The organism is Streptomyces sp. NBC_00670, from assembly GCF_036226765.1.
Classification (GTDB): Bacteria; Actinomycetota; Actinomycetes; order Streptomycetales; family Streptomycetaceae; genus Streptomyces.
On record NZ_CP109017.1, the window covers coordinates 1,943,105 to 1,965,666 of the forward strand.

Below are 22,562 nucleotides of genomic sequence, written 5' to 3' on the forward strand. Positions count from 1 at the left end.
CCTGTGGTCGCTACGCAGTGTGTCGTACGACGATGCGACCGGTCTAGGTCTGCCGTGTGTGGTGCAGACCCAGGTTCTCGTGAATTTCCAGTGTCGCGGTGGAGTTGTTCAGCGTGATGAAGTGCAGTCCGGGGACGCCCTCGGCCAGCAGCCGCGCGCAGAACTCCGTGGCGAACTCGATGCCAATGGAGCGTACAGCGGCCGGATCGTCCTTCGCCGCGAGGATGCGGTCTTTCAACTCCCTTGGGAACACGGCGTTGCTGAGCTGTGGCAATCGCTCCAGCATCTTCACACTCGTCACCGGCATGACCTCCGGGATGACCGGGGTCGCACAGCTCGCCGCGTCGACCCGGTCACGCAACCGCAGGTAGGCCTCCGGGTCGAAGAACATCTGGGTGATCGCGTAGTCGGCGCCGGCCCGGCACTTGTCGACGAAGTGGGCCACGTCGGTGTCCCAGTCGGTGGAGCGCGGGTGCATCTCGGGGAACGCGGCGACGCCGACGCAGAAGTCGCCGGACTCCTTGATGAGCCGGACCAGTTCGGCGGCGTAGGTCAGGCCCTCCGGGTGCGCCACCCACTCGGCCATCGGGTCGCCGGGCGGGTCGCCGCGCACGGCGAGCATGTTGCGGATCCCGGCGTCGGCGTACTGGCCGATGATGTTGCGCAGCTCGGCCACGGAGTGGTTGACCGCGGTGAGGTGGGCGACCGGGGTGAGCGTGGTGTCGGCGACGATCCGCTGGGTCGCCCGCACCGTGCCCGAGCGGGTGGAGCCGCCGGCGCCGTAGGTCACGGAGACGAAGTCCGGGGCGACCGCCTCCACCCTGCGCAGCGCGTTCCACAGGTTGCGCTCGCCCTTCTCCGTCTTGGGCGCCCAGAACTCGAACGAGCAGACCGTCCTGCCGGTGGCGAGCATGTCGCGCACGGTGCGTGCGCGGTCAGTCCTGGTGGATGCGGTTCCGAGGGCCATATGGGCAGGTTAGCCAGGGGTACGCGGTCCCCCAACCGGACGGCGGACATTTGTCTTGTTTGCCGGGTTGTTGTCCACCCCTCGGACACTCTTGGACACGGACACTCCCGGGCACCGGATCCGGCCGACCCCGTCGTCACCGGGCGTGGCGGAGCCGTTTCGCGAACTCGGCCGCGGCCGCGCCGGGGTCGTCGGCCTCGGTGAGGGCGCGGACGACGACGACCCGGCGGGCGCCGGCCTCGAGCACCTCGTCGAGGTTGCCGAGGTCGATGCCGCCGATCGCGAACCAGGGGCGGTCGGTGCCGAGTGCGGCGGTGTGCCGGACCAGGTCGAGGCCGGGGGCCGGGCGGCCGGGCTTGGTGGGGGTGGGCCAGCAGGGGCCGGTGCAGAAGTAGTCCACGCCGTCCTGGACGGCGGCGGCCTCGGCCTCGGCCACCGAGTGCGTGGAGCGGCCGACGAGGGTGTCGTCGCCGAGGATCGCGCGGGCGGCGGGCACCGGGAGGTCGCCCTGGCCAAGGTGCAGGACCTCGGCGCCGGCCGCGTGGGCGACGTCCGCGCGGTCGTTCACCGCGAGCAGGCGCCCGTGGCGGGCGCAGGCCTCCGCGAAGACCTCCAGGTGCGCCAGTTCCTCGGCCGCCTCCATGCCCTTGTCGCGGAGCTGCACGATGTCGACGCCGGCGGCGAGGACCGCGTCCAGGAACTCGGGGAGGTCCCCCTGGCGCTTGCGGGCGTCCGTGCACAGGTAGAGCAGGGCGTCGTCGAGGCGGGCGCGGACGGTGTCGGGCACGGTGGGGCTCCCCCGGTGGTTCTCGGTGTTCTCCGGGCCGCCCTGCGTGCGGGCGGCGCGGTCGGCGGCGTACGGGCCGTCCGCGGTGGGCGGCCCGTACGCCGGAGGTTACGTCCCCCGGGTCAGACGGCGAGCGCCTGGGCCCGGCGCTTCACCTCCGTGCCGCGGTTCTCGCCGAGCGCCTGCGCGGGGGTGCCGGGCAGGCTCGGGTCCGTCGTGAAGAGCCACTCCAGCATCTCTTCGTCCGTGAAGCCGTCGTCCCGCAGGAGCGTCAGGGTGCCGGACAGGCCCTTGACGACCTTGTCCCCGTCGATGAAGGCGGCGGGGACGTGCAGTGCGCGGTTCTCACCCCGGCGTACGGCGATGAGCTGGCCCTCCTTGACCAGCTGGCGAACGCGGGTCACCTCGACGCCGAGCTGCTCGGCGATGTCGGGGAGGGTGAGCCAGGCGGGGACGAGAGCATCGATCTTTGCGTCAATCTCGGTCACGGAACCAAGCGTGCCATTGCCGACGAGCAGTCGGAAGTGGGACCGGCCAGTCGTGGGACACGGTGGCCGGCCGGGGGCGCCTCACAGCTCGGGAGTTCGGGTGCGTCGGCGGCCGCGGGTGCGTCGTGGCTGCTCGCGCCCACGCGGCGGAGCCGCACGTCGAACACAGCCCCGCGCCCCTCACGGGGCCCGGACGAACTGCGAGCCAGTCACGCTCCCGCCTACGCCACCGCCCGTTTCAACGGCCGCGCCGGGTCCGTGAGGAGTTCCGTGTCCATCACCGCGCCCGCCTCGATCAGCCGGCGCCCCTGCGCCAGGTCACGGGGCCGCCCCACCGCCAGCAGCGCCACCAACCGCCCGCCCCGCAACCAGCACACCGACCACGCCGCCCCGGCGGCATCCCCCCGCCACACCAGCTCGTCCGCCCCCACGTGATGCCCCGCGTACTGCACGAACCGCCCGAACTGCTCCGACCAGAAGTACGGCACCGGGTCGTACACCACCCCCGCGTCCCCCACGACATTCGCCGCCACCGTCCGCGGCCCCTGCAACGCGTTGTCCCAGTGGTGCACGAGCAACCGCTCCCCGTACCGCGCCGAGGGGAAGGACGCGCAGTCACCGACCGCGTACACGTCCGCCACGGACGTGCGCAGCCGGTCGTCGGCGAGCACCTCCCCCTGCGCGCCGAGCGCGATCCCGGACCCGGCCAGCCACCCCGTGGCGGGCCGCGCGCCGATGCCGACGACGACGGCCCCGGCCGGCACCCGCGAGCCGTCGTCGAGGACGACCGCCCCGGGCTCGACACGCGCCACGCGCGCGTGTGTGCGCAGCACGGCCCCGCTGTCGGCGTACCAGCGGGCCATCGGCGCCGCGACCTCGGCGGGCAGCGCCTCCGCCAGCGGCCGGCCGGCGGCCTCCACGACGGTCACCGCGCACCCCGCCTCCCGCGCGGCCGTGGCGAACTCGGCACCGATCCACCCCGCCCCGACGACCACGACGTCGTGCTGGTCCGCGAGCACCGGGCGCAGCCGTTCGGCGTCGTCCAGGGTGCGCAGCAGATGCACCCCGGGGACGCCCTCGGTGCCCGGCAGCCGGACCGGTTCGGCGCCGGTGGCGAGGACGAGCACGTCGTAGGGGACGGGCCCCTCGGCGGTGTCCAGTTCGTGGTCGGCGGGGCGTACCCCGAGGACCTCGCGGCCGAGCCGCAGTCCGATGCCGAGCGCCTCGAAGTCGATGTCGAAGGCGGAGCCCTCCGCCTTGCCGAGCAGGACCGCCTTGGACAGCGGCGGCCGGTCGTAGGGCTGGTGCGGTTCCGCGCCGATCACGGTCACGGGGCCGGTGAACCCCTGTTCGCGCAGGGCGACCGCGGTCTGTACGCCCGCCATGCCCGCGCCCGCGACCACGACCCGCCGCTCCGCCCGTTCCCGCGCCTGCTCGCTCACCTGTTCACCTCAGTGTCTTCCCACGGCTGCCCGCCGTGGGACTCGTGCCCGGACATCGCTTCCGGCACCGTCGCCGCATACCGCTTTCGCGTATCGCTTCCGGATACCCGCCTCAGCCGGGTATCTGCTCCACCACACTCGTCCCGCTGCCCTCCTGGGACTCCCATTCCCATGTCTCCTCCAGGCGCACGCGCCCGTCGGGCAGGGCGACGACGCGGGAGACGCAGTGTCCCGAGGAGGTGCTGCCGTCGTGCTTGAGCTGCACGTAGCGGAAGTCGAGCCGGTCGCCCGTGCGGGTGCCCACGAGGTGGCCGCGGACGACGTCGCCGCCCGCGTACTCGGCCCAGATCTCGCCGTCCTTCTCGTGGTACGAGAAGCGGGTCCGGGTGCCCACCTGGCCCGGTGCCTGGTCGGCGACCGGGGCGAGGACGAGTCCGTCGAGCGAGGGCGTCATGGTGCGGGGCTCCCTGTGAGGGTCGAGGGGGAAGGGCTAGGCTGGCCACCGTAAAGCACCCGCGGGAGCCCGGACGTACCGGGCTGAGAGGGAGGCTGCGGCCTCCGACCGTACGAACCTGATCCGGGTCATGCCGGCGAAGGGAGGAGCTGGACGCCCATGTCGCGTTCATCGCAAAGGCTGCCGCGTTCATCGCAAAGGCTTTCGAGTGAGGTCCCGGCCGAGGCCCCTGGCGTGTCGGGGCCGAGCCCCGACGTCCTGGTCGTCGGCGGTGGGCTCATCGGACTGGTCACCGCCTGGCGGGCCGCCCTGCGCGGTCTCGCCGTCGCCGTGGTGGATCCCGAACCCGGCGGCGGGGCCGCCCGGGTGGCGGCCGGGATGCTGGCCGCCGTCACCGAACTGCACCACGGCGAGCAGACGTTGCTCGCGCTGAACCTGGAGTCCGCCCGCCGCTACCCCGGCTTCGCCGCCGAGCTGACCGAGGCCACCGGACACGACCTCGGCTACCGCCGGTGCGGCACGCTCGCCGTCGCGCTCGACGCCGACGACCGGGCCCACCTGCGCGAACTGCACGCGTTGCAGGGGCGTTCGGGGCTGGACTCGGAGTGGCTCAGCGGACGGGAGTGCCGCCGCCTCGAACCGATGCTCGCGCCCGGTGTGCGCGGCGGACTGCGGGTCGACGGCGACCACCAGATCGACCCGCGCCGGCTCGCCGCGGCCCTCGTCGTGGCCTGCGAGCGGGCCGGGGTCGTTCTCCACCGGGCGTGGGCCGAGCGGCTCACCCTGGCCGGGGACCGGGCCACGGGCGTGGTCACCGGCGACGGCACCGCGCTCACCGCCGGGCAGGTGGTGCTGGCGGCCGGCAGTGCCGGCGGGCGGCTCGCGGGCGTGCCGGACGCCGTACTGCCTCCCGTACGGCCGGTGAAGGGGCAGGTGGTGCGGCTGACCGTACCGAAGCGCCACGCGCCCTTCCTGAGCCGTACCGTGCGGGCCGTGGTCCGCGGCAGCCAGGTCTACCTGGTGCCGCGCGAGAACGGCGAGCTGGTCCTCGGCGCGACCAGCGAGGAGCTGGGCTGGGACACCACGGTGACCGCCGGCGGGGTGTACGAACTCCTGCGCGACGCCCACGAACTCGTCCCCGGCATCACCGAACTGCCGCTCACCGAGACCCGCGCCGGACTGCGCCCCGGCTCCCCCGACAACGCCCCGCTGCTCGGCCCCACCGGCGTGGACGGACTGCTGCTGGCCACCGGCCACTACCGCAACGGCGTGCTCCTCACCCCGGTCACCGGTGACGTCATGGCCGACGTCCTGACCACCGGGGTACTGCCGGAGGAGGCCCGCCCCTTCAGCCCCCGGCGCTTCGGCGCCGCCGCCCTCTCGGAGCAGCCGACATGACCCATGTGACCGTTTCCGTCAACGGCGAGCCGCGCGAGGTGGCCGCCGGGACCCTCCTCGACGCCCTGGTGCGCACGCTCACCACCGCCCCCTCCGGGGTGGCCGCCGCGCTCAACGAGACCGTCGTCCCGCGGGCCCAGTGGCCGGCCACGGCGCTGTCCGAGGGCGACCGTGTCGAGGTCCTCACCGCCGTCCAAGGAGGCTGACCATGGCCGACGATCCCTTCGTCCTCGGCGGTACGACGCTGTCGTCCCGCCTGATCATGGGCACCGGCGGGGCGCCCAGCCTCGACGTCATGGAGCGCGCCCTGGTGGCCTCCGGCACCGAGCTGACCACGGTCGCCATGCGGCGCGTGGACCCCTCCGTACGCGGCTCGGTGCTGTCGGTCCTCGACCGGCTCGGCATCCGGGTGCTGCCGAACACGGCGGGCTGCTTCACCGCAGGGGAGGCCGTGCTCACCGCGCGGCTCGCCCGGGAGGCGCTGGGCACGGACGTGGTGAAGCTGGAGGTCGTCGCGGACGAGCGCACGCTGCTGCCGGACCCCGTCGAGCTGCTCGACGCGGCGGAGACCCTCGTCGACGAGGGGTTCACCGTGCTGCCGTACACCAACGACGACCCGGTGCTGGCGCGGAAGCTGGAGGACGTCGGATGCGCGGCGATCATGCCGCTGGGCTCGCCGATCGGGTCCGGGCTCGGGATCCGCAACCCGCACAACTTCCAGCTGATCGTGGAGCACGCGCGCGTGCCGGTGATTCTCGACGCGGGGGCCGGGACGGCGTCGGACGTGGCGCTGGCGATGGAGCTGGGGTGCGCGGGGGTGATGCTGGCGTCGGCGGTGACGCGGGCGCAGGAGCCGGTGCTCATGGCCGAGGCCATGCGCCGGGCGGTGGAGGCGGGGCGGCTGGCGCGGCGGGCGGGGCGCATTCCCCGGCGGTTCTTCGCGGAGGGGTCGTCCCCGGCGGAGGGGATGGCGGTGCTGGACCCGGAGCGGCCGGGGTTCTGAGGGTCCCCCGAGTTCCTCCGTGCACGTCACAGGTGCGCTGCAGTCCCGTACCGGCTGCTGCGGGGCCGTGAGGAGTGTCGGTGGGGGCTCGTAGACTCGCTCGCGTGGATACGACCCTTCAGGACCCCCTCGTCGGGCAGGTGCTCGACGGCCGCTATCGCGTGGACGCGCGGATCGCCGCCGGCGGGATGGCCACGGTGTACCGGGCCCTGGACACCCGCCTGGACCGGGTGCTCGCGCTCAAGGTGATGCACCCCTCGCTCGCCGCCGACGGCTCCTTCGTGGAGCGGTTCATCCGCGAGGCCAAGTCCGTGGCGCGCCTGGACCACCCGAACGTCGTCCAGGTGTTCGACCAGGGCACCGACGGGTCGTATGTGTACCTGGCGATGGAGTACATCGCCGGCTGCACCCTGCGGGACGTGCTGCGCGAGCGCGGGGCGCTGCAGCCGCGTGCCGCCCTCGACATCCTGGAACCCGTACTGGCCGCGCTCGGCGCCGCGCACCGGGCCGGGTTCGTGCACCGGGACATGAAGCCGGAGAACGTCCTCATAGGGGACGACGGCCGGGTCAAGGTCGCCGACTTCGGCCTGGTCCGGGCCGTGGACACGGTGACCAGCACCACCGGCGCCGTCCTCGGCACGGTCTCCTACCTCGCCCCCGAGCAGATCGAGCACGGCACGGCCGATCCCCGGGTCGACGTCTACGCGTGCGGGGTGCTGCTCCACGAGATGCTCACCGGCGCCAAGCCGCACTCCGGGGACACCCCCGCACAGGTGCTCTACCGGCACCTCCACCAGGACGTGCCGCCGCCCTCGGCCGCCGTCCCGGGGATGGCGTACGAGCTGGACGAGCTGGTCCTGACGGCCACCGCCCGCAACCCCGAGCTGCGCCCGTCCGACGCGGCCGCGCTGCTCGGCGAGGCGCTGCGGGCGCGCTCCGCGCTCGACCCCGCCCAGCTGGACGCGGTGCCGCCGGGGGCGCTGGCGGCGGGATCCGACGGGCACGACAACGCCGAGGACCGTACGAGCGTGATCCCGCGCGCGCTGACGGTCGTGCGGCCGCTGCCGGTGAACGAGGCCGGCGAGGTGGGCGCCGGCTTCGACGGCGGCGGGGAGAACCGGACCAGCCGGCTGGAGAGTCCGCCGGTGCCGCCCGCGCCGGGCCGCCGCGGCGGGAACCCGCGGTCGCGGCGGGGGCTCGTCGCGATCGTGGCCGTCGTGCTGCTGGTGCTCGGCGTCGGCACGGGCGTCTGGTACATCAACTCGGGGCAGTTCACCAAGGTGCCGCCGGTGCTCTCCAAGACGGAGGCCCAGGCCAGGGACCAGCTCGACGACGCCGGGCTCGACGTCGGGAAGATCGAACACGCGTACAGCGACACGGTCGCCAAGGGCCGGGTCATCAGCAGCGACCCCGCGCCGGCGGAGCGGATCCGCAGCCACGACTCGGTGTCACTGACGGTGTCCGACGGCCCGGAGACGGTGAAGGTGCCGGACCTCAAGGGGCAGAGCCTGGCGGACGCGCGGGCGAAGCTGAAGGAGGAGGGGCTGGCCGCGGGCATGGTGACGCGGGCCTTCAGCGAGGACGTGCCGAAGGGCCGGGTCGTGGGGACCGACCCCGACGCCGGGACCGAGCGGCACGGGGGGTCCGCGATCGCGCTCACCGTCAGCCGGGGGCGTGCGGTGGAGGTGCCGGACGTGGCGGGGTCCTCGCTCCAGGACGCGCGGGGGGAGCTGGAGGACGCCGGGCTGAAGGTGAAGGTCGCCGAGCGGCGGGTGGCGTCCGAGTTCGACGCGGGGCGGGTGGCGGCGGTGTCGCCCGGCGTGGGGAAGAAGGTCGCCGAGGGCGACACGGTGACGGTGACCGTGTCCAAGGGGCGCAAGCGGGTGGAGGTGCCGGACGTGGTCGGTTCGAGTGCGGGGGATGCGCGGGACGCGCTCGAGGCGGCGGGGTTCGAGGTCGACGAGGACCGGGGGTTCCTGGATCTGTTCGGCGGGGACACGGTGAAGAGCCAGTCGGTCAAGGGCGGCGAGAAGGCGCCGTACGGCTCGAAGATCACGATCAAGCTGGGCTGAGCGCGGGGCGTGTGCGCGGGAGGTTTTTTCGCCCCCGCCGCCCCTACCCTTCCCGTCCCCGGGGGCAAGCCCCCGGACCCCCAAAAGATCGCGCAGTTCCCCGCGCCCCTATCAGGGACGCGGGGAACTGCGCACGGGGTCAAAGGGGCGGAGCCCCTTGAGGATGGGACGGGTAGGGGCGGCGGGGGCGAGGAAAAGCGCGTGCGACCCTTGAGAGCGTGGTCGCATCCCCCTCACCCCGTAACCCCATCGGCGCGCACATCCCCGTCGCCGGCGGTCTCCACCGCGTGGGGCTGCCCTACGCCCACGACCTCGCCGCGGAAGCCGTCCAGGTGTTCGTCGCCAACCCCCGCGGCTGGGCCACCCCCACCGGCAACCCCCGCGAGGACGAGGCCTTCCGCGAGGCGTGCGCCGCGCGGAACATCCCCGCGTACGTCCACGCCCCGTACCTGATCAACTTCGGCTCCCACACCGAGGCCACCGTCGAACGCTCCGTCGAGTCGCTGCGCCACTCCCTCCGCCGCGCCCGCGCCATAGGCGCCCTCGGCGTCGTCGTCCACACCGGCAGCGCCACCGGCGGCCGCGACCGCACCGTCGCACTCAAGCAGGTCCGCGAGCGCATGCTTCCCCTCCTGGAGGAGCTGGACCACGACGACGACCCGTATCTGCTGCTGGAGTCCACGGCCGGACAGGGCGCCTCGCTCTGCTCCCGCACCTGGGACTTCGGCCCGTACTTCGACGCCCTGGACGCCCACCCCCGCCTCGGCGTCTGCCTGGACACCTGCCACGTCTTCGCCGCCGGCCACGACCTGACCGGCCCGCACGGCGCGCACCAGACCCTCGACCTGCTCGTGGAGACCGTCGGCCCCGGCCGGCTCAAGCTCATCCACGCCAACGACTCCAAGGACGTCGTCGGCGCCCACAAGGACCGGCACGCGGGCATCGGGGACGGGCACATCGGCGAGGACCCGTTCCGCGCGCTGATGACCCATCCCGCCACCGAGGGCGTCCCGCTGGTCATCGAGACACCCGGCGGCAAGGAGGGCCACACGGCGGACGTCGCCCGGCTCAAGAAGCTCCGCGACAGCTGAGAACCCGGGACGAAATCACCCAGGGGACCGGAGCCCGGAGCGGCTCAGAGTTCCGGGCCCTCCCCCGGCTCCTCCTGGTAGGAGTAGCGCTGCTCCTTCCAGGGGTCGCCGACGTTGTGGTAGCCGCGCTCCTCCCAGAAGCCGCGGCGGTCGGCGGTCATGTACTCCACGCCCCGCACCCACTTGGGACCCTTCCACGCGTACAGGTGCGGCACGATCAGCCGCAGCGGGAAGCCGTGCTCCGCGGTGAGCAGCTCACCGTCCTTGTGCGTGGCGAAGAGCGCGCGCTCGGAGGCGAAGTCGGACAGCCGCATGTTCGAGCTGAAGCCGTACTCCGCCCAGACCATCACATGGGTGACGGCGGGCGCGGGCGGCGCGAACTCCAACACCGTGCGCGCCGGGATCCCGCCCCACTCCGCGCCGAGCATGCTGAACTTCGTCACGCAGTGCAGATCGGCGACGACCGTGGAGTACGGCAGGGCCGTGAACTCCTCGTGGTTCCAGCAGTGCTTGTCGCCGTCGGCGGTGGCGCCGAAGACACGGAAGTCCCAGCGCTCGGGGCGGAACCTGGGGACCGGGCCGTAATGGGTCACCGGCCAGCCGCGCTGGAGCCGCTGCCCCGGCGGAAGCGGGGGCTGCTGTGCCGCTTCTCCTGTGTTCCTTTCCACCGGCTGACCCATGCCTCCATCCTGACAGACCGGGCACGGTACCCATGACCCGGGAGACAATCCGGGCATATCGCCATCAATTGCTTCGATTACCGCCGATCACGGCCAATCGCCACCAACAACCATCCATCCTCCGCAAGTATGGCGATACTTACTAAGTGCCTACTTACTGGATGATCTTCGCGATCGGTGCAATCATGCGGCGCAACCTGCCCCAACGCCTTCCCGGAAGGAGCCCGCCGATGCAGGGCGACCCCGAGGTCATCGAATTCCTCAACGAGCAGCTCACCGCCGAGCTCACCGCGATCAACCAGTACTTCCTGCACGCCAAGCTCCAGGACCACAAGGGGTGGACGAAGCTGGCGCGGTACACCCGCTCGGAGTCTTTCGACGAGATGCGGCACGCGGAACTCCTCACCGACCGCATCCTGCTCCTGGACGGACTGCCCAACTACCAGCGGCTGTTCCACGTCCGGGTCGGCCAGAGCGTGACCGAGATGTTCGAGGCCGACAAGCAGATCGAGGTCGAGGCGATCGACCGGCTGCGCCGCGGCATCGAGCTGATGCGCTCCAAGGGGGACGTCACGTCCGCCAACGTGTTCGAGGCGATCCTCGCGGACGAGGAGCACCACATCGACTATCTGGAGACCCAGCTCGACCTGATCGAGAAGCTGGGCGAGTCGCTCTACCTGTCGACGGTCATCGAGCAGGTCCAGCCGGACGCGTCCGGCCCGAGCGCGCACTGAGGCCGGCCGGAACGGTTCTCCGGCCGCCAGCCCTCACTTCGGACCGCACCCGGCAGGCGCTCAGGCCGCGTCCGGCAGCCGTGCGGGCCCGTCGTCCGGCAGCCGTGCGGGCCCGTCGTCCGCCACCGGTCGCGGCGGGAGTTCGCCGAGTGCCGGGCGGCCCTGGTCGAGGAGCTCGCGGCGGGGGCAGCCGCCCCGGCCCAGCAGCGCCTGGATGCGCCGTACGCAGCCGCCGCAGTCCGTGCCCGCCTTGCACTGCGAGGCGATCTGACGTGGGGTGCAGGCCCCGCTCTCCGCGTGCTGCTTGATCTGCTCTTCGGTCACGCCGAAACAGCTGCAGACGTACACGCGGGTCACCTCCCGGCGGGATTCGGGTTCATGCCGTACCGGTTGCCGGGATGCCCGATCGTTCGGTGAGGCAAACCTAACCTTAACCGTCACGCCGGGGACGCAAAAGCGGAAGGGGCGCGGATCCTGTGTGATCCGCGCCCCACCGCCGCGAAAAACGCTCACCGACCGGTAAGCGGAATCCGGCTCACTGGTCCCGGTACATCTCCGCGACCAGGAACGCCAGGTCCAGCGACTGGCTGCGGTTGAGCCGGGGGTCGCACGCCGTCTCGTAGCGCTGGTGCAGATCGTCGACGAAGATCTCGTCGCCGCCGCCCACGCACTCGGTGACGTCGTCGCCGGTCAGCTCCACGTGGATGCCGCCCGGGTGGGTGCCCAGACTCTTGTGGACCTCGAAGAAGCCCTTGACCTCGTCGAGCACGTCGTCGAAGCGGCGGGTCTTGTGGCCGGAGGCCGCTTCGTAGGTGTTGCCGTGCATCGGGTCGGTGATCCAGGCGACGGTCGCGCCGGAGGCGGTGACCTTCTCCACCAGCTCGGGCAGCTTGTCGCGGACCTTGTCGGCGCCCATGCGCACGATGAACGTCAGTCGGCCGGGCTCGCGCTCGGGGTCCAGGCGCTCGATGTACTGGAGCGCCTCCTCGGCCGTCGTGGACGGGCCGAGCTTGATGCCGATCGGGTTGCGGATCTTCGACGCGAACTCGATGTGCGCGTGGTCCAGCTGCCGGGTGCGCTCGCCGACCCACACCATGTGCGCCGAGACGTCGTACAGCCGGCCGGTGCGGGAGTCGACGCGGGTGAGCGCGGACTCGTAGTCGAGCAGCAGCGCCTCGTGCGAGGAGTAGAACTCGACGGTCTTGAACTCCTCCGGGTCCGTGCCGCAGGCCCGCATGAAGTTCAGCGCGCTGTCGATCTCGCGGGCCAGCTGCTCGTAGCGCTGCCCGGAGGGCGAGGAGCGCACGAAGTCCTGGTTCCAGGCGTGCACCTGGCGCAGGTCGGCGTAGCCGCCGGTGGTGAAGGCGCGCACCAGGTTCAGCGTGGAGGCCGAGGCGTGGTACATCCGCTTCAGCCGCTCGGGGTCGGGGACGCGGGCGGCCTCGGTGAAGTCGAAGCCGTTGACGGAGTCGCCGCGGTAGGTCGGCAGCGTGACGCCGTCGCGGGTCTCGGTGGGCTTGGAGCGCGGCTTGGAGTACTGGCCGGCGATCCGGCCGACCTTCACGACCGGCACGGAGGCCGCGTACGTGAGCACGGCGCCCATCTGGAGGAGGGTTTTGAGTTTGTTGCGGATGTGGTCGGCCGACACCGCGTCGAACGCCTCGGCGCAGTCGCCACCCTGGAGGAGGAACGCCTCTCCCTTGGCGACGGCCGCCAACCGGGCGCGCAGCTGATCGCACTCGCCCGCGAAGACCAGCGGGGGATACGACTCGAGGTCCGCGATCACTGCGCGCAGAGCCTCGGTGTCGGGGTACTCGGGCTGCTGCGCCGCGGGCAGGTCTCGCCAGGTGTTGCCAGCGCTCGCGCTGGTCTTAGCGTTCACGGTCACCCCCTGAACTTTACGGGGTCGTGCGGGGGTGTCCGTTACGCGCCCATCACGTGAGACGGGCCGCGCTCGATCGATGGCCGAAAACGCCATGGTGACTGACCGAACGCGGCCCGGTGCGGACCGTAGGCCCTGTTTTACGGCCCCCCGGCTCTACGGCTCGTCGGTGAACGGCCCGACGTCGAGCTGGTTGCGGTCGATGTTGATGGTGACGCCGCCGTGGGTCTCGGTGCGGTTGCCGGCGTACTGGTGGACGCGCTGGTGGGCGGACCACAGGTGGGCGGGGAGGACGGCGTCGGTGGTGACCGCCTCGTCGTTCCAGTGGGCGAAGTGCACCACGTCGGGCAGCGTCGTCTTGGTGGCGTGCGCGACCAGGTCGGTGACGAGCGAGGCGGTGCTGCCGTAGGCCCCGGAGCGGTAGCCGAGCGTGTGCAGCCGCTGGGTCCAGGCCTTGAGGTAGGTGAGGACCTGGTTGGTGACGGCGGTGGAGCGGGGGTAGGCCTCGATGTCGTTGTAGAGGACCGTGCCCTTGCCGAGGCCGAGCGCGGCGGCCTGGCGGACGGCGTCGTCGGCGGCGGCGGTGCCCTGCGCGGTGGGGCTGGTCAGGGCGGTGCAGGCGCTGCCGCAGCTGCCGCCGGCCGGCTGGGGACCGACGTAGAACGGCAGGAACCGCCAGCCATTGGCGTACTGGTTGCTCACCCACTGGGCGGTGAGCCGGGCCTGCGAGCAGCCGCGGTTGACGCCGCCGATGTAGATGCCGACGGCGCTGTACGGGGAGTCGTCCTTCCAGGCGTCCATCGAGGACTGGCTGGGCGCGGTGCAGGCGTCGAAGCCCCGGCCGCGGTGGGCGGTGGCGTCGGCGGGCAGCGCGGCCGGGACCCCGGCGGAGGGCTCGGCGCGGGCGGCACTCGCGGAGAGCCCGGCGCCGTCGAGGATGCGGCGGATCGCGGCGCGGTCCTGCCCGTAGGCGGCTGTCACCGAGATCCGCTCGGCGGTGGCGCGGTAGGTGCGGGAGGTGGAGTTCTCGGTGATCGAGCGCTCGGACGCCGTCGCCTCCACGGGCTGGACGAGCAGCGCCTCGGTGCGGCCGAGGACGCGGGCCGGGCAGTCCTGGTGTTCGCCGGGGGTGCCGAGGTAGACGGCGTGCCGGTCGAAGCGGACGCAGGCGGTCGGGTCCTCCTCCAGGTCCACGACCCGCCAGTCGGCGGGGACGGTGAAGGTGTGGCCGCGGTAGCTGATGCGGGTGCTGCCGTCGTCGGCCCCGGCGGGGGCGGCCGTGGCGGCGCCGAGGGCGGCGACCGCCGCGGTGAGCGCGGCGAGCGTGCGGACGGCGCGGCGCGCCGCACTCCGCGGGAAGGGGGAGCTGGGAATGGTGCGCACGGGGACGGACCTCCGGTGAGCAGGTGTGCTCGCCGTCCTTCCAACAACCGGCGGGCCGCGAAACCGTGGTGGGGGCCCGCCTGGGCCGTCCGGGGCGGCGCGCCGCCGCGCCGGACGAGCGCCGCTGCCGCGACGCGCCGGTATCGGGTAGGGTGCACGCCATGTTCGCGCACGTGCACCGTATGTGGTGGTGGACCGCTCCTTCGGCGGCCCACTGATCGCGCGTACGCACGACGACTTCGCGAAGGCCGCCCGAGGGGCGGCCTTCGGCGTTTCCGCGACCGACCGGACCGTTCCTCCCACCGATGAGGAACCGATCCCATGGACCTGCCCGACCTGCCCGCCCTGCCCGACCTCCCCGCCCCGTACGACCTGTCCGCCCTGCTGAGCGACGACCGGCCGTTCGCGCTGCTGCGCCGGCGCACCCCCGGCCACGACCACGACACCGTCGAGGTGCTGCGCGGCCCGGTCACCGCCCGCGAGAGCCTGGCCGAGCTGCCCGAGGAGGGCCTGGCCCTCGTCCCGTTCCGGCAGATCCGCGAACGCGGGTTCGATGTACGGAACGACGGCACCCCGCTGCTGGTCCTCGTCCCCGAGGAGAGGCACGTACTTCCTCTGGAGACGGCGCTGGCGCAGCTGCCGCGGCACGAGGTGCGGGTGGCGGGCGGCGGCTTCGACGTCGGCGACGAGGAGTACGCCGGGATCGTCGGGCGGGTGCTGCGGGACGAGATCGGCCGGGGCGAGGGCGCCAACTTCGTGATCCGGCGGACGTACGAGGGCGTGATCGACGGCTTCGGACGGGCGGACGCGCTGGCGCTGTTCCGCCGGCTGCTGGTGGGCGAGCGGGGCGCGTACTGGACGTTCGTCGTGCACACGGGCGAGCGCACGCTGGTGGGCGCGAGCCCCGAGGTGCATGTGCGGATGTCCGGCGGGACGGTGGTGATGAATCCGATCAGCGGCACCTACCGCTATCCGGCCGGCGGGCCGACGCCGGAGCAGCTGCTGGACTTCCTCGCCGACGGCAAGGAGATCGAGGAGCTCTCCATGGTCGTCGACGAGGAACTGAAGATGATGTGCACGGTCGGCGACATGGGCGGGGTGGTGGTGGGGCCGCGGCTGAAGGAGATGGCCCATCTCGCCCACACCGAGTACGAGTTGCGCGGGCGCTCCTCGCTGGACGTGCGCGAGGTGCTGAAGGAGACCATGTTCGCGGCGACCGTCACGGGTTCGCCGGTGCAGAACGCCTGCCGGGTCATCGAGCGGCACGAGGCCGGCGGCCGCGGTTACTACGCGGGGGCGCTGGCGCTGCTCGGGCGGGACGCCGGGGGTGCGCAGACGCTGGACTCCCCCATCCTGATCCGCACCGCCGACATCGCGGCGGACGGGCGGCTGCGGGTGCCGGTCGGGGCCACGCTGGTGCGGGGCTCGGACCCGGCGGGCGAGGTGGCCGAGACGCATGCGAAGGCGGCGGGGGTGCTGGCGGCGCTGGGCGTACGGCCCGGGCGGTCGCGCGAGGAGTCCGTACGGCCGCGGCTGGCCGACGATCCGCGGGTGCGGGCGGCGTTGGACGGGCGGCGGGGGGCGCTGGCGCCGTTCTGGCTGCGGATGCGGGAGCCGGTGGCGGCCTCGCGGGGGCATGCGCTGGTCGTCGACGGGGAGGACACGTTCACCTCGATGCTGGCGCATGTGCTGCGGTCGTCGGGGTTCGGGGTGACGGTGCGGCGGTACGACGAGGCGGGGCTGCGGGAGGAAGTGCTCGCGCACGAGGGGGTGGTGGTGCTGGGCCCCGGGCCGGGGGACCCCTCCGACCTGGCCGATCCGAAGATGCGGTTCCTGCGGGGGCTGACGGGGGAGGTGCTGCGGGGGCATCGGCGGGGGGTGCTGGGGGTGTGTCTCGGGCATGAGCTGATCGCGGCGGAGTTGGGGCTTTCGGTGGGGCGGAAGCGGGTGCCGTATCAGGGGGCGCAGGTGGGGATCGATCTGTTCGGGCGGGTGGAGACGGTGGGGTTCTACAACAGTTTCGTGGCGCGGTGCGACGGGGAGGCGGCGGCGGGGTTGGCCGGGCGGGGGGTGGAGGTGAGCCGGTCCCGGGACGGGGAGGTGCATGCGGTGCGGGGGCCGGGGTTCGCGGGGGTGCAGTTCCATCCGGAGTCGGTGCTGACGGTGAACGGAGCGGCCGTTGTGCGCGAGCTGCTGGCGGGGGTGACGGAGGGGGTGCGGCCCTGAGTTTTTCGCCCCCGCCGCCCCTTCCCGTCCCAACCCGGGGGCAAGCCCCCGGACCCCCAAAAGATTGCGCAGTTCCCCGCGCCCCTGATAGGGGCGCGGGGAACTGCGCACGGGGCGAAGCCCCGTCCGGGGTCCAAGGGGCGGAGCCCCTTGAAGGGACGGGTTGGGGCGGCGGGGGCGAAAAACCCTCCCCTCAGCCGAAGAAGACCGACGCCTCCTCGTAGAGGGTCGCGTCGACCGTCTTCAGGCGGGACGTCGCGTCCGCGATGGGGACGCGGACGATGTCCGTGCCGCGCAGCGCGACCATCTTGCCGAACTCCCCGTCCCGCACGCACTCGATCGCGTGCAACCCGAACCGCGTGGCGAGCCACCGGTCGAACGCACTGGGCGTCCCCCCACGCTGCACATGCCCCAGCACCGTGGTCCGCGCCTCCTTCCCCGTCCGCCGTTCGATCTGCTTCGCCAGCCACTCCCCCACCCCGGACAGCCGCACATGCCCGAAGGAGTCCAGCGAGTCGTCCTTGAGCACCATGTCGCCGTCCCGTGGCTGCGCCCCCTCCGCGACGACCACGATCGGCGCGTACGACGCCTTGAACCGCGAGGTCACCCACGCGCACACCTGCTCGACGTCGAATCTCCGCTCGGGGATGAGGATGACGTTGGCGCCGCCGGCGAGGCCCGAGTGCAGGGCGATCCAGCCCGCGTGCCGGCCCATCACCTCCACCACCAGCACCCGCATGTGGGACTCGGCGGTGGTGTGCAGCCGGTCGATGGCCTCGGTGGCGATGTTGACGGCGGTGTCGAAGCCGAAGGTGTAGTCCGTGGCGGAGAGGTCGTTGTCGATGGTCTTCGGGACGCCGACGACCTGGATGCCGTACTCGTCGGCCAGGCGCGCGGCGACCCCGAGGGTGTCCTCGCCGCCGATCGCGACGAGCGCGTCGATCTCCTCCTTGGCGAGGTTGTCCTTGATGCGGCGGATGCCGTTCTCCTGCTTGAGCGGGTTGGTGCGGGAGGAGCCGAGGATCGTGCCGCCGCGGGGCAGGATGCCGCGCACGGTGGGGATGTCGAGGTGGACGGTGTCGCCCTCGAGGGGACCGCGCCAGCCGTCCCGGAAGCCGACGAAGTCGTAGCCGTACTCCTGCACGCCCTTGCGGACGATGCCCCGGATGACGGCGTTGAGCCCGGGGCAGTCGCCGCCCCCGGTCAGTACTCCTACCCGCATGACAGTGTCCCTTCGCCGCGGTTGCCTGATGCGGGTCACGCTAATGGTGACCCACGTCACTTCGGCATGCACGGGACGGTCAATTCCGGTGAATCACTCGGAAGCAGCCGCTAAGTGGTCGAGAGGCGGCTGAAAGGTGGTCAGGAACCGTCCAGACCTCGCTCGATGGCGTACCGGACCAGCTCGACCCTGTTGTGCAGCTGCAGTTTGCCCAGGGTGTTCTGCACGTGGTTCTGGACAGTACGGTGCGAGATGACGAGGCGTTCGGCGATCTGCTTGTAGCTCAGCCCCTTCGCGACGAGCCGCAGCACCTCGGTCTCGCGTTCGGTCAGCCGGGGCGCCCGGCCGGTGTCGCCGGCGTCCGGGGCGGGGGTGGGCTCGGCGGCCAGGCGCCGGTACTCGCCGAGGACGAGCCCGGCGAGCCCGGGGGTGAAGACGGGGTCGCCGGCCGCCGTGCGGCGCACCGCGTCGATGAGTTCCTCGGTGGACGCCGACTTGACCAGATAGCCGGTGGCGCCGGACTTCACCGCCTCCAGCACGTCCGCGTGCTCGCCGCTGGCCGAGAGCACCAGGACCCGCAGGGCGGGGCGGGCGCCGACCAGTTCCTTGCACACCTGGACGCCGGGCTTGGCGGGCAGGTTGAGGTCGAGGACCAGGACGTCGGGCGCGGCGGCCCGGGCCCGGCGCACGGCCTGCTCGCCGTCGCCCGCGGTGGCGACGACGTCGAACCCGGCCTCGGCGAGGTCGCGGGCGACGGCGTCGCGCCACATCGGGTGGTCGTCGACCACCATGACCCGGATCGGCCCGCCGTCCTCGCCCTCGCCCGCACCGCCCCCGGCCGGGGCCCCGGCCGCGCCGGTGTTCCGCGTGTCCCGCGTGTCCTGCTGGTCGCTCATCGCTGTTCCGCCTTCCCCCGTACGTCCTGTGCGCGGGCGCCGGCCGCTGTGCCCGGCGCGCGTTTCGGTAGCTTCAGTTCGACCTCGGTGCCCTGTCCGGGGACCGAGAGCAGTTCGGCCGTGCCGCCGAGGTCGCGCAGCCGGCCCCGGATCGACTGGGCGACGCCGAGCCGGCCCTCCCCCTCGGCCTGGGCGAGCCGGTCCTCGGGGATGCCGGGGCCGTCGTCCCGTACGGTCACGACGATCTCGTCCGGCTCGTCCTCGACCAGGATCCAGGCCCTGGCCCCCTCCCCCGCGTGCAGCCGTACGTTGTCCAGGGCGGCGCCGACCGCGGCGGCCACCTCGCGTGCGGCGGTCGGGGCGAGGGGCACCGGCGCGCCCGGCTCGGAGAGGGTGACGCGGGCGCCGGCGTACGGGGCGAGGAGGGGGCGCAGGTCGACCGGTTCGCGCGGGTCGTCGGCTCCGTCGCCCGGGCCGTCGTCCGGTTCCTGCACCAGCCGTACGAGCGCGCCCTCGGCGGCGTCCTCGGAGAGCCGGGAGACGGGGCTGGGGCCCCCGGTGACCAGGGAGCGCAGCGCCACCTCCTGCTCGCCGGCCAGCCGGCCGAGCTCCGCCGCCTCGCCGCCGAGCGCGGTGCCGCGCCGCTGCACCATGGCGAGGACCTGGAGCACGCCGTCGTGGATGTCCCGGGCGAGCCGCTCCCGTTCGCGGGTCGCCGCCTCGATCTCCAGGGCGCGGGCGAGGGTGCGTTCGGAGGCGCGGGCGACCTCGACGACGTAGCCGATGGCGATGGAGGCGACCCAGACGAGGACGACGTTGTGCACGGTGTCCCGGGTCGGGGCGCCGCGTTCGACCAGGTTGGCGGCGGCCACCAGGGTGGAGGCGAAGGCCGCCCAGCGCCAGCCGCCCTTGATGGCGTACGCCAGGACGGAGCCCGCGGTCCAGATCGAGGGCAGCGTCGGGCCGCCCTCGACGACCCGTTGGTGGGTGTCGGCGAGGGGGGTGAGCAGGATGCCGCCGAGCGCGATGGTCAGGTCGGCGGCGAGGAACCGCTTGGTGCAGTGCACCGCGCCCGCGACCTTGGGCAGCGTGGCCAGGGTCCACACGACCAGGACGACGAAGTAGCCGATCGCCAGGCCGGGCCGGCGGAACCGGCTGTACGCGGTGAGGAAGAGCCCCACGGCGTACAGCATCGTCAGGACGCGGTAGCCGGTGAGCGCGCGCCACAGCGGCTGCTCGACCGACATCCTCATGACCTTCACGCGCTTCGGCATGCTCCCCCACCCCTGACCCCGCCGCGGCCCGCGGCTACGACCCGGGCCGCGCCCCGTCCTCGGCCTTCTGTTCCTGCTTCTCCGCCTTGGCGGCCTCCGCGAGCTGCCGTTTGGCGGCGGTCGCGTAGATGTCGACGTACTCCTGGCCGGAGAGTCGCATGATCTCGTACATGACCTCGTCGGTCACCGCCCGCAGGACGAAGCGGTCGTGCTCCATGCCCTGGTATCGGCTGAAGTCCAGCGGCCTGCCGATGCGGATGCCCGGGCGCATCAGCTTGGGCATTACCTTCCCCGGCGGCTGGATCTTCTCCGTGTCGATCATCGCGACCGGCAGCACGGGCGCGCCGGTGGCCAGCGCCACGCGGGCCAGGCCGCCTGGCTTGCCCCGGTAGAGCCGGCCGTCGGGCGAGCGGGTGCCCTCCGGGTAGATGCCGAACAGTTCGCCGCGGCGCAGCACCTCGATGCCGCTGCGCACGGCGGCCTCGCCCGCGCCGCGCGCGCCCGAGCGGTCGACGGGGAGCTGGCCGACGCCCTTGAAGAAGGCGGCGGTCATCCGTCCCTTGACGCCGGGGGTGGTGAAGTACTCGGCCTTGGCGATGAAGGTGACCTTGCGGTCGAGGACCGCGGGGAGGAAGAAGGAGTCCGAGAAGGACAGGTGGTTGCTGGCCAGGATCGCGGGACCGGCGGCGGGCACGTGCTCCAGGCCCTCCACCCAGGGCCGGAAGGCGAGCTTCAGCGTGCCCCCGACGGTGACCTTCATCGCGCCGTACAACAACCGAGTGCCTCCCGTGTCCTCGAACAGACCTTAGACGATGTGCCCGGACATGACGGTGGGGCGGCACCCGGCCGCCCCACCGTCCCCCACTGGTCCGCTCAGCGCAGGAAGGCCCCGAAGTGGGCCTTGGTGGCGGGCGCCGAGAGGTCACCGGCGCCGAAGGCGACGGACGAGGTGGCGGTGAGGCCGTTCGCCGTGCCGGGCAGCACCCAGACGGCGCCGTTCTCGCCGTTCTCGGCGGTGGAGCCGGCGGCGAGGTCGAGGTGGCCGTCGCCGTCGACGTCCAGGAGGGCGCTGCTCACGCCGAACCGGTCGCCGGCCTCGGCGACTCCGGGGACGCCCTTGGTGTTCTGGTGGAAGGTCTGGGCGCCGGTGCCGGTGACGCCGGAGGCGCTGCCGGGGATCAGGGCGACGGAACCGGCGTCCTCGACGTCGCCGACGTCCTCGCCGGGCAGGCCGAGCGCGATGTCGGCGAATCCGTCGCCGGTGACGTCGCCGACCGAGACGGTGGCACCGAGGGCGTCACCCTCCTCCTCGGCGCCCGGGAAGCCGGGCAGGCTCTGGTCGAAGGACTGCACGTTGTCCTCGGACAGGCCGGAGGCCGAGCCGAAGGCGACGCGGACCTTGTCGTTCCAGCCGTCGCGGCCGACGACCACGTCGTCGTAGCCGTCGTTGTCGACGTCGCCGATGCCGGTGCCGGTGTCGCGGCCGGTGTCCTCACCGGGCACCCAGCCGCGGGTGAAGCCGTTGCCGCCGCCGAGGAGCAGCCGGTTGCCCCAGACGCCGTCGCCGCCGTAGACCCACTGGACGATGTCGTCCTTGCCGTCGCCGTTGACGTCGCCGACCTCGCCGGAGTCGACGGGCCCCGTGATGGAGGACGGGCCGTCCTCGCAGCCGCCGCCGGTCTCGCAGGAGGCGTCGTCCTCCTCGTAGCCCCACCACAGGGACTTGTCGAGGAGGGGCAGGACGGCAGCGGGCTTGCCGGCCCGGGAGACGGGGCCCTTCCACAGGGCGGCCGGGGCGCCCTCGGGGTCGTCGCCGCCGAGGGACTGCGCGGAGAAGAGGGCGAGGTCCGTGGTGCCGTCGCCGTCGAAGTCGCCGGTCTGCGGGGAGGCGCCGTACCCGGCGAGGGCCGTGCCGCCGGTGAGCCCGGAGGCGGAGCCCCACAGGACGACGGAGCCGGCCTTGCCGCCGGCTATCACCAGGTCGCCGAAGCCGTCGCCGTCCAGGTCGCCCTTGGCGAAGGAGGCGCCGAAGCGCTGGTTCGCGGTGGCGGAGCCGGGGACGCCGCCGGTGGAGCGGCTGATCACCTGCGTGTGGGTGGTGGAGACGCCGTCGGCGGAGCCGTAGGTGACGGCCACGTAGCCGGCCTTGGCCGCGCTGGAGACCGTGGCGTCCGGGGCGCCCACGACCAGGTCGGCGTAGCCGTCGCCGTTGAAGTCGTCCGGCGCGGCGGCGGACGCGGCGGCGGGGGCCGCCTGCGCGGAGCCGGCGGAGAGGGCGACGGCGCCGAGTCCCCCGGCGAGCAGCGCGGCGGCTGCCAGGGGTGCGGTGAGACGCGTGGTGCGGGTCCGGCGCTGTGCTCGGGTCATGTGGGGGAACCTTTCGGATCGGTCGGGTCCGGGACACGGAATCCCGCGTTCAGTCAGTTCGACGCGGTCCGGGCGCCTCCCGTTGTACGTCCGGATGTCATGGCTTCGTAACCGTGGGGGATGCGGGGTGCGGGCCGAAGTGCCCTTGCCGGGTGCGGAGTTCGCCGTGGTGGGGGTACGCGTCGGCGCTGGGGGG

At 73.0% G+C, this 22,562-nt stretch carries 21 protein-coding genes and 1 riboswitch; of the genes, 7 read left to right on the top strand and 14 right to left on the bottom strand.

Annotated features, from left to right (window positions below):
* Window positions 1–43 precede the first annotated feature (43 nt).
* The 5 genes from metF to OIE12_RS08665 form a co-directional block, all read right to left on the bottom strand.
* On the bottom strand, window positions 44–967 hold the full coding sequence (gene metF / locus OIE12_RS08645; protein WP_329133411.1) for a methylenetetrahydrofolate reductase [NAD(P)H]: 924 nt from the start codon (window positions 965–967) through the stop codon (window positions 44–46).
* Between the two features lie 136 nt (window positions 968–1,103).
* A complete protein-coding gene (thiE, locus tag OIE12_RS08650) occupies window positions 1,104–1,754 on the bottom strand; it encodes a thiamine phosphate synthase (protein WP_329133413.1) in 651 nt (216 codons plus the stop codon).
* A gap of 122 nt (window positions 1,755–1,876) precedes the next feature.
* A complete protein-coding gene (locus OIE12_RS08655; protein WP_030382280.1) occupies window positions 1,877–2,242 on the bottom strand; it encodes an Rv2175c family DNA-binding protein in 366 nt (121 codons plus the stop codon).
* Window positions 2,243–2,463: 221 nt separating this feature from the next.
* Complete coding sequence (locus tag OIE12_RS08660) at window positions 2,464–3,684, bottom strand: NAD(P)/FAD-dependent oxidoreductase (RefSeq protein ID WP_329133416.1); 1,221 nt, start codon at window positions 3,682–3,684, stop codon at window positions 2,464–2,466.
* A 112-nt stretch (window positions 3,685–3,796) separates the two neighbouring features.
* Complete coding sequence (locus tag OIE12_RS08665) at window positions 3,797–4,138, bottom strand: hypothetical protein (protein WP_329133419.1); 342 nt, start codon at window positions 4,136–4,138, stop codon at window positions 3,797–3,799.
* 51 nt (window positions 4,139–4,189) lie between these two features.
* Window positions 4,190–4,300: riboswitch (TPP riboswitch) on the top strand.
* Between the two features lie 18 nt (window positions 4,301–4,318).
* Here OIE12_RS08665 and thiO point away from each other — a divergent pair.
* The 5 genes from thiO to OIE12_RS08690 all read left to right on the top strand — a co-directional run bounded on the left by thiO (window position 4,319) and on the right by OIE12_RS08690 (window position 9,702).
* On the top strand, window positions 4,319–5,536 hold the full coding sequence (gene thiO, locus OIE12_RS08670) for a glycine oxidase ThiO (protein WP_443054030.1): 1,218 nt from the start codon (window positions 4,319–4,321) through the stop codon (window positions 5,534–5,536).
* A 5-nt stretch (window positions 5,537–5,541) separates the two neighbouring features.
* Window positions 5,542–5,742 carry a sulfur carrier protein ThiS gene (gene thiS / locus OIE12_RS08675; protein ID WP_329141790.1) on the top strand — a complete coding sequence of 67 codons (201 nt, stop codon included), beginning with the start codon at window positions 5,542–5,544 and terminating at the stop codon, window positions 5,740–5,742.
* Between the two features lie 2 nt (window positions 5,743–5,744).
* Window positions 5,745–6,539 carry a thiazole synthase gene (locus tag OIE12_RS08680; RefSeq protein ID WP_329133423.1) on the top strand — a complete coding sequence of 265 codons (795 nt, stop codon included), beginning with the start codon at window positions 5,745–5,747 and terminating at the stop codon, window positions 6,537–6,539.
* Window positions 6,540–6,643: 104 nt separating this feature from the next.
* Window positions 6,644–8,611 (top strand): Stk1 family PASTA domain-containing Ser/Thr kinase, encoded by a 1,968-nt coding sequence (pknB, locus tag OIE12_RS08685; protein WP_329133425.1) that lies wholly within the window; start codon window positions 6,644–6,646, stop codon window positions 8,609–8,611.
* A gap of 218 nt (window positions 8,612–8,829) precedes the next feature.
* Window positions 8,830–9,702 (top strand): deoxyribonuclease IV, encoded by an 873-nt coding sequence (locus OIE12_RS08690; protein ID WP_329133427.1) that lies wholly within the window; start codon window positions 8,830–8,832, stop codon window positions 9,700–9,702.
* Between the two features lie 44 nt (window positions 9,703–9,746).
* Here OIE12_RS08690 and OIE12_RS08695 read toward each other — a convergent pair whose 3' ends face one another.
* Entirely contained in the window at window positions 9,747–10,382 is a 636-nt protein-coding gene (locus OIE12_RS08695; protein ID WP_329133429.1) for a sulfite oxidase-like oxidoreductase, read from the bottom strand.
* 230 nt (window positions 10,383–10,612) lie between these two features.
* Between OIE12_RS08695 and bfr the strand changes: the two genes are divergently transcribed.
* Window positions 10,613–11,116, top strand: coding sequence for a bacterioferritin (gene bfr, locus OIE12_RS08700; RefSeq protein WP_329133431.1), 504 nt, complete (start codon window positions 10,613–10,615; stop codon window positions 11,114–11,116).
* A gap of 60 nt (window positions 11,117–11,176) precedes the next feature.
* Here the strand turns inward: bfr and OIE12_RS08705 are convergent, their stop codons facing one another.
* The 3 genes from OIE12_RS08705 to OIE12_RS08715 form a co-directional block, all read right to left on the bottom strand.
* The gene (locus tag OIE12_RS08705) at window positions 11,177–11,464 is read right to left on the bottom strand and encodes a (2Fe-2S)-binding protein (RefSeq protein WP_329133433.1); all 288 of its coding nucleotides are present in this window, start codon (window positions 11,462–11,464) and stop codon (window positions 11,177–11,179) included.
* A 187-nt stretch (window positions 11,465–11,651) separates the two neighbouring features.
* Window positions 11,652–13,004: a class II 3-deoxy-7-phosphoheptulonate synthase gene (locus OIE12_RS08710; RefSeq protein ID WP_329133434.1), complete on the bottom strand. Its 1,353-nt coding sequence runs from the start codon at window positions 13,002–13,004 to the stop codon at window positions 11,652–11,654.
* Window positions 13,005–13,154: 150 nt separating this feature from the next.
* Entirely contained in the window at window positions 13,155–14,381 is a 1,227-nt protein-coding gene (locus OIE12_RS08715; protein WP_329133436.1) for a glycoside hydrolase domain-containing protein, read from the bottom strand.
* 321 nt (window positions 14,382–14,702) lie between these two features.
* Here OIE12_RS08715 and OIE12_RS08720 point away from each other — a divergent pair, with 321 nt between their 5' ends.
* A complete protein-coding gene (locus tag OIE12_RS08720; RefSeq protein WP_329133438.1) occupies window positions 14,703–16,607 on the top strand; it encodes an anthranilate synthase family protein in 1,905 nt (634 codons plus the stop codon).
* Between the two features lie 193 nt (window positions 16,608–16,800).
* On the opposite strand, the gene OIE12_RS08725 is transcribed toward OIE12_RS08720, so the two are convergent.
* The 5 genes from OIE12_RS08725 to OIE12_RS08745 form a co-directional block, all read right to left on the bottom strand.
* The gene (locus OIE12_RS08725) at window positions 16,801–17,829 is read right to left on the bottom strand and encodes a 6-phosphofructokinase (RefSeq protein ID WP_329133440.1); all 1,029 of its coding nucleotides are present in this window, start codon (window positions 17,827–17,829) and stop codon (window positions 16,801–16,803) included.
* Window positions 17,830–17,969: 140 nt separating this feature from the next.
* The gene (locus tag OIE12_RS08730; protein WP_329141792.1) at window positions 17,970–18,620 is read right to left on the bottom strand and encodes a response regulator transcription factor; all 651 of its coding nucleotides are present in this window, start codon (window positions 18,618–18,620) and stop codon (window positions 17,970–17,972) included.
* Between the two features lie 101 nt (window positions 18,621–18,721).
* Entirely contained in the window at window positions 18,722–19,999 is a 1,278-nt protein-coding gene (macS, locus tag OIE12_RS08735; protein ID WP_329133441.1) for a MacS family sensor histidine kinase, read from the bottom strand.
* Window positions 20,000–20,033: 34 nt separating this feature from the next.
* The gene (locus OIE12_RS08740) at window positions 20,034–20,771 is read right to left on the bottom strand and encodes a lysophospholipid acyltransferase family protein (protein ID WP_329133443.1); all 738 of its coding nucleotides are present in this window, start codon (window positions 20,769–20,771) and stop codon (window positions 20,034–20,036) included.
* Window positions 20,772–20,872: 101 nt separating this feature from the next.
* The gene (locus OIE12_RS08745; RefSeq protein ID WP_329133445.1) at window positions 20,873–22,366 is read right to left on the bottom strand and encodes an FG-GAP-like repeat-containing protein; all 1,494 of its coding nucleotides are present in this window, start codon (window positions 22,364–22,366) and stop codon (window positions 20,873–20,875) included.
* Window positions 22,367–22,562: the final 196 nt, after the last annotated feature.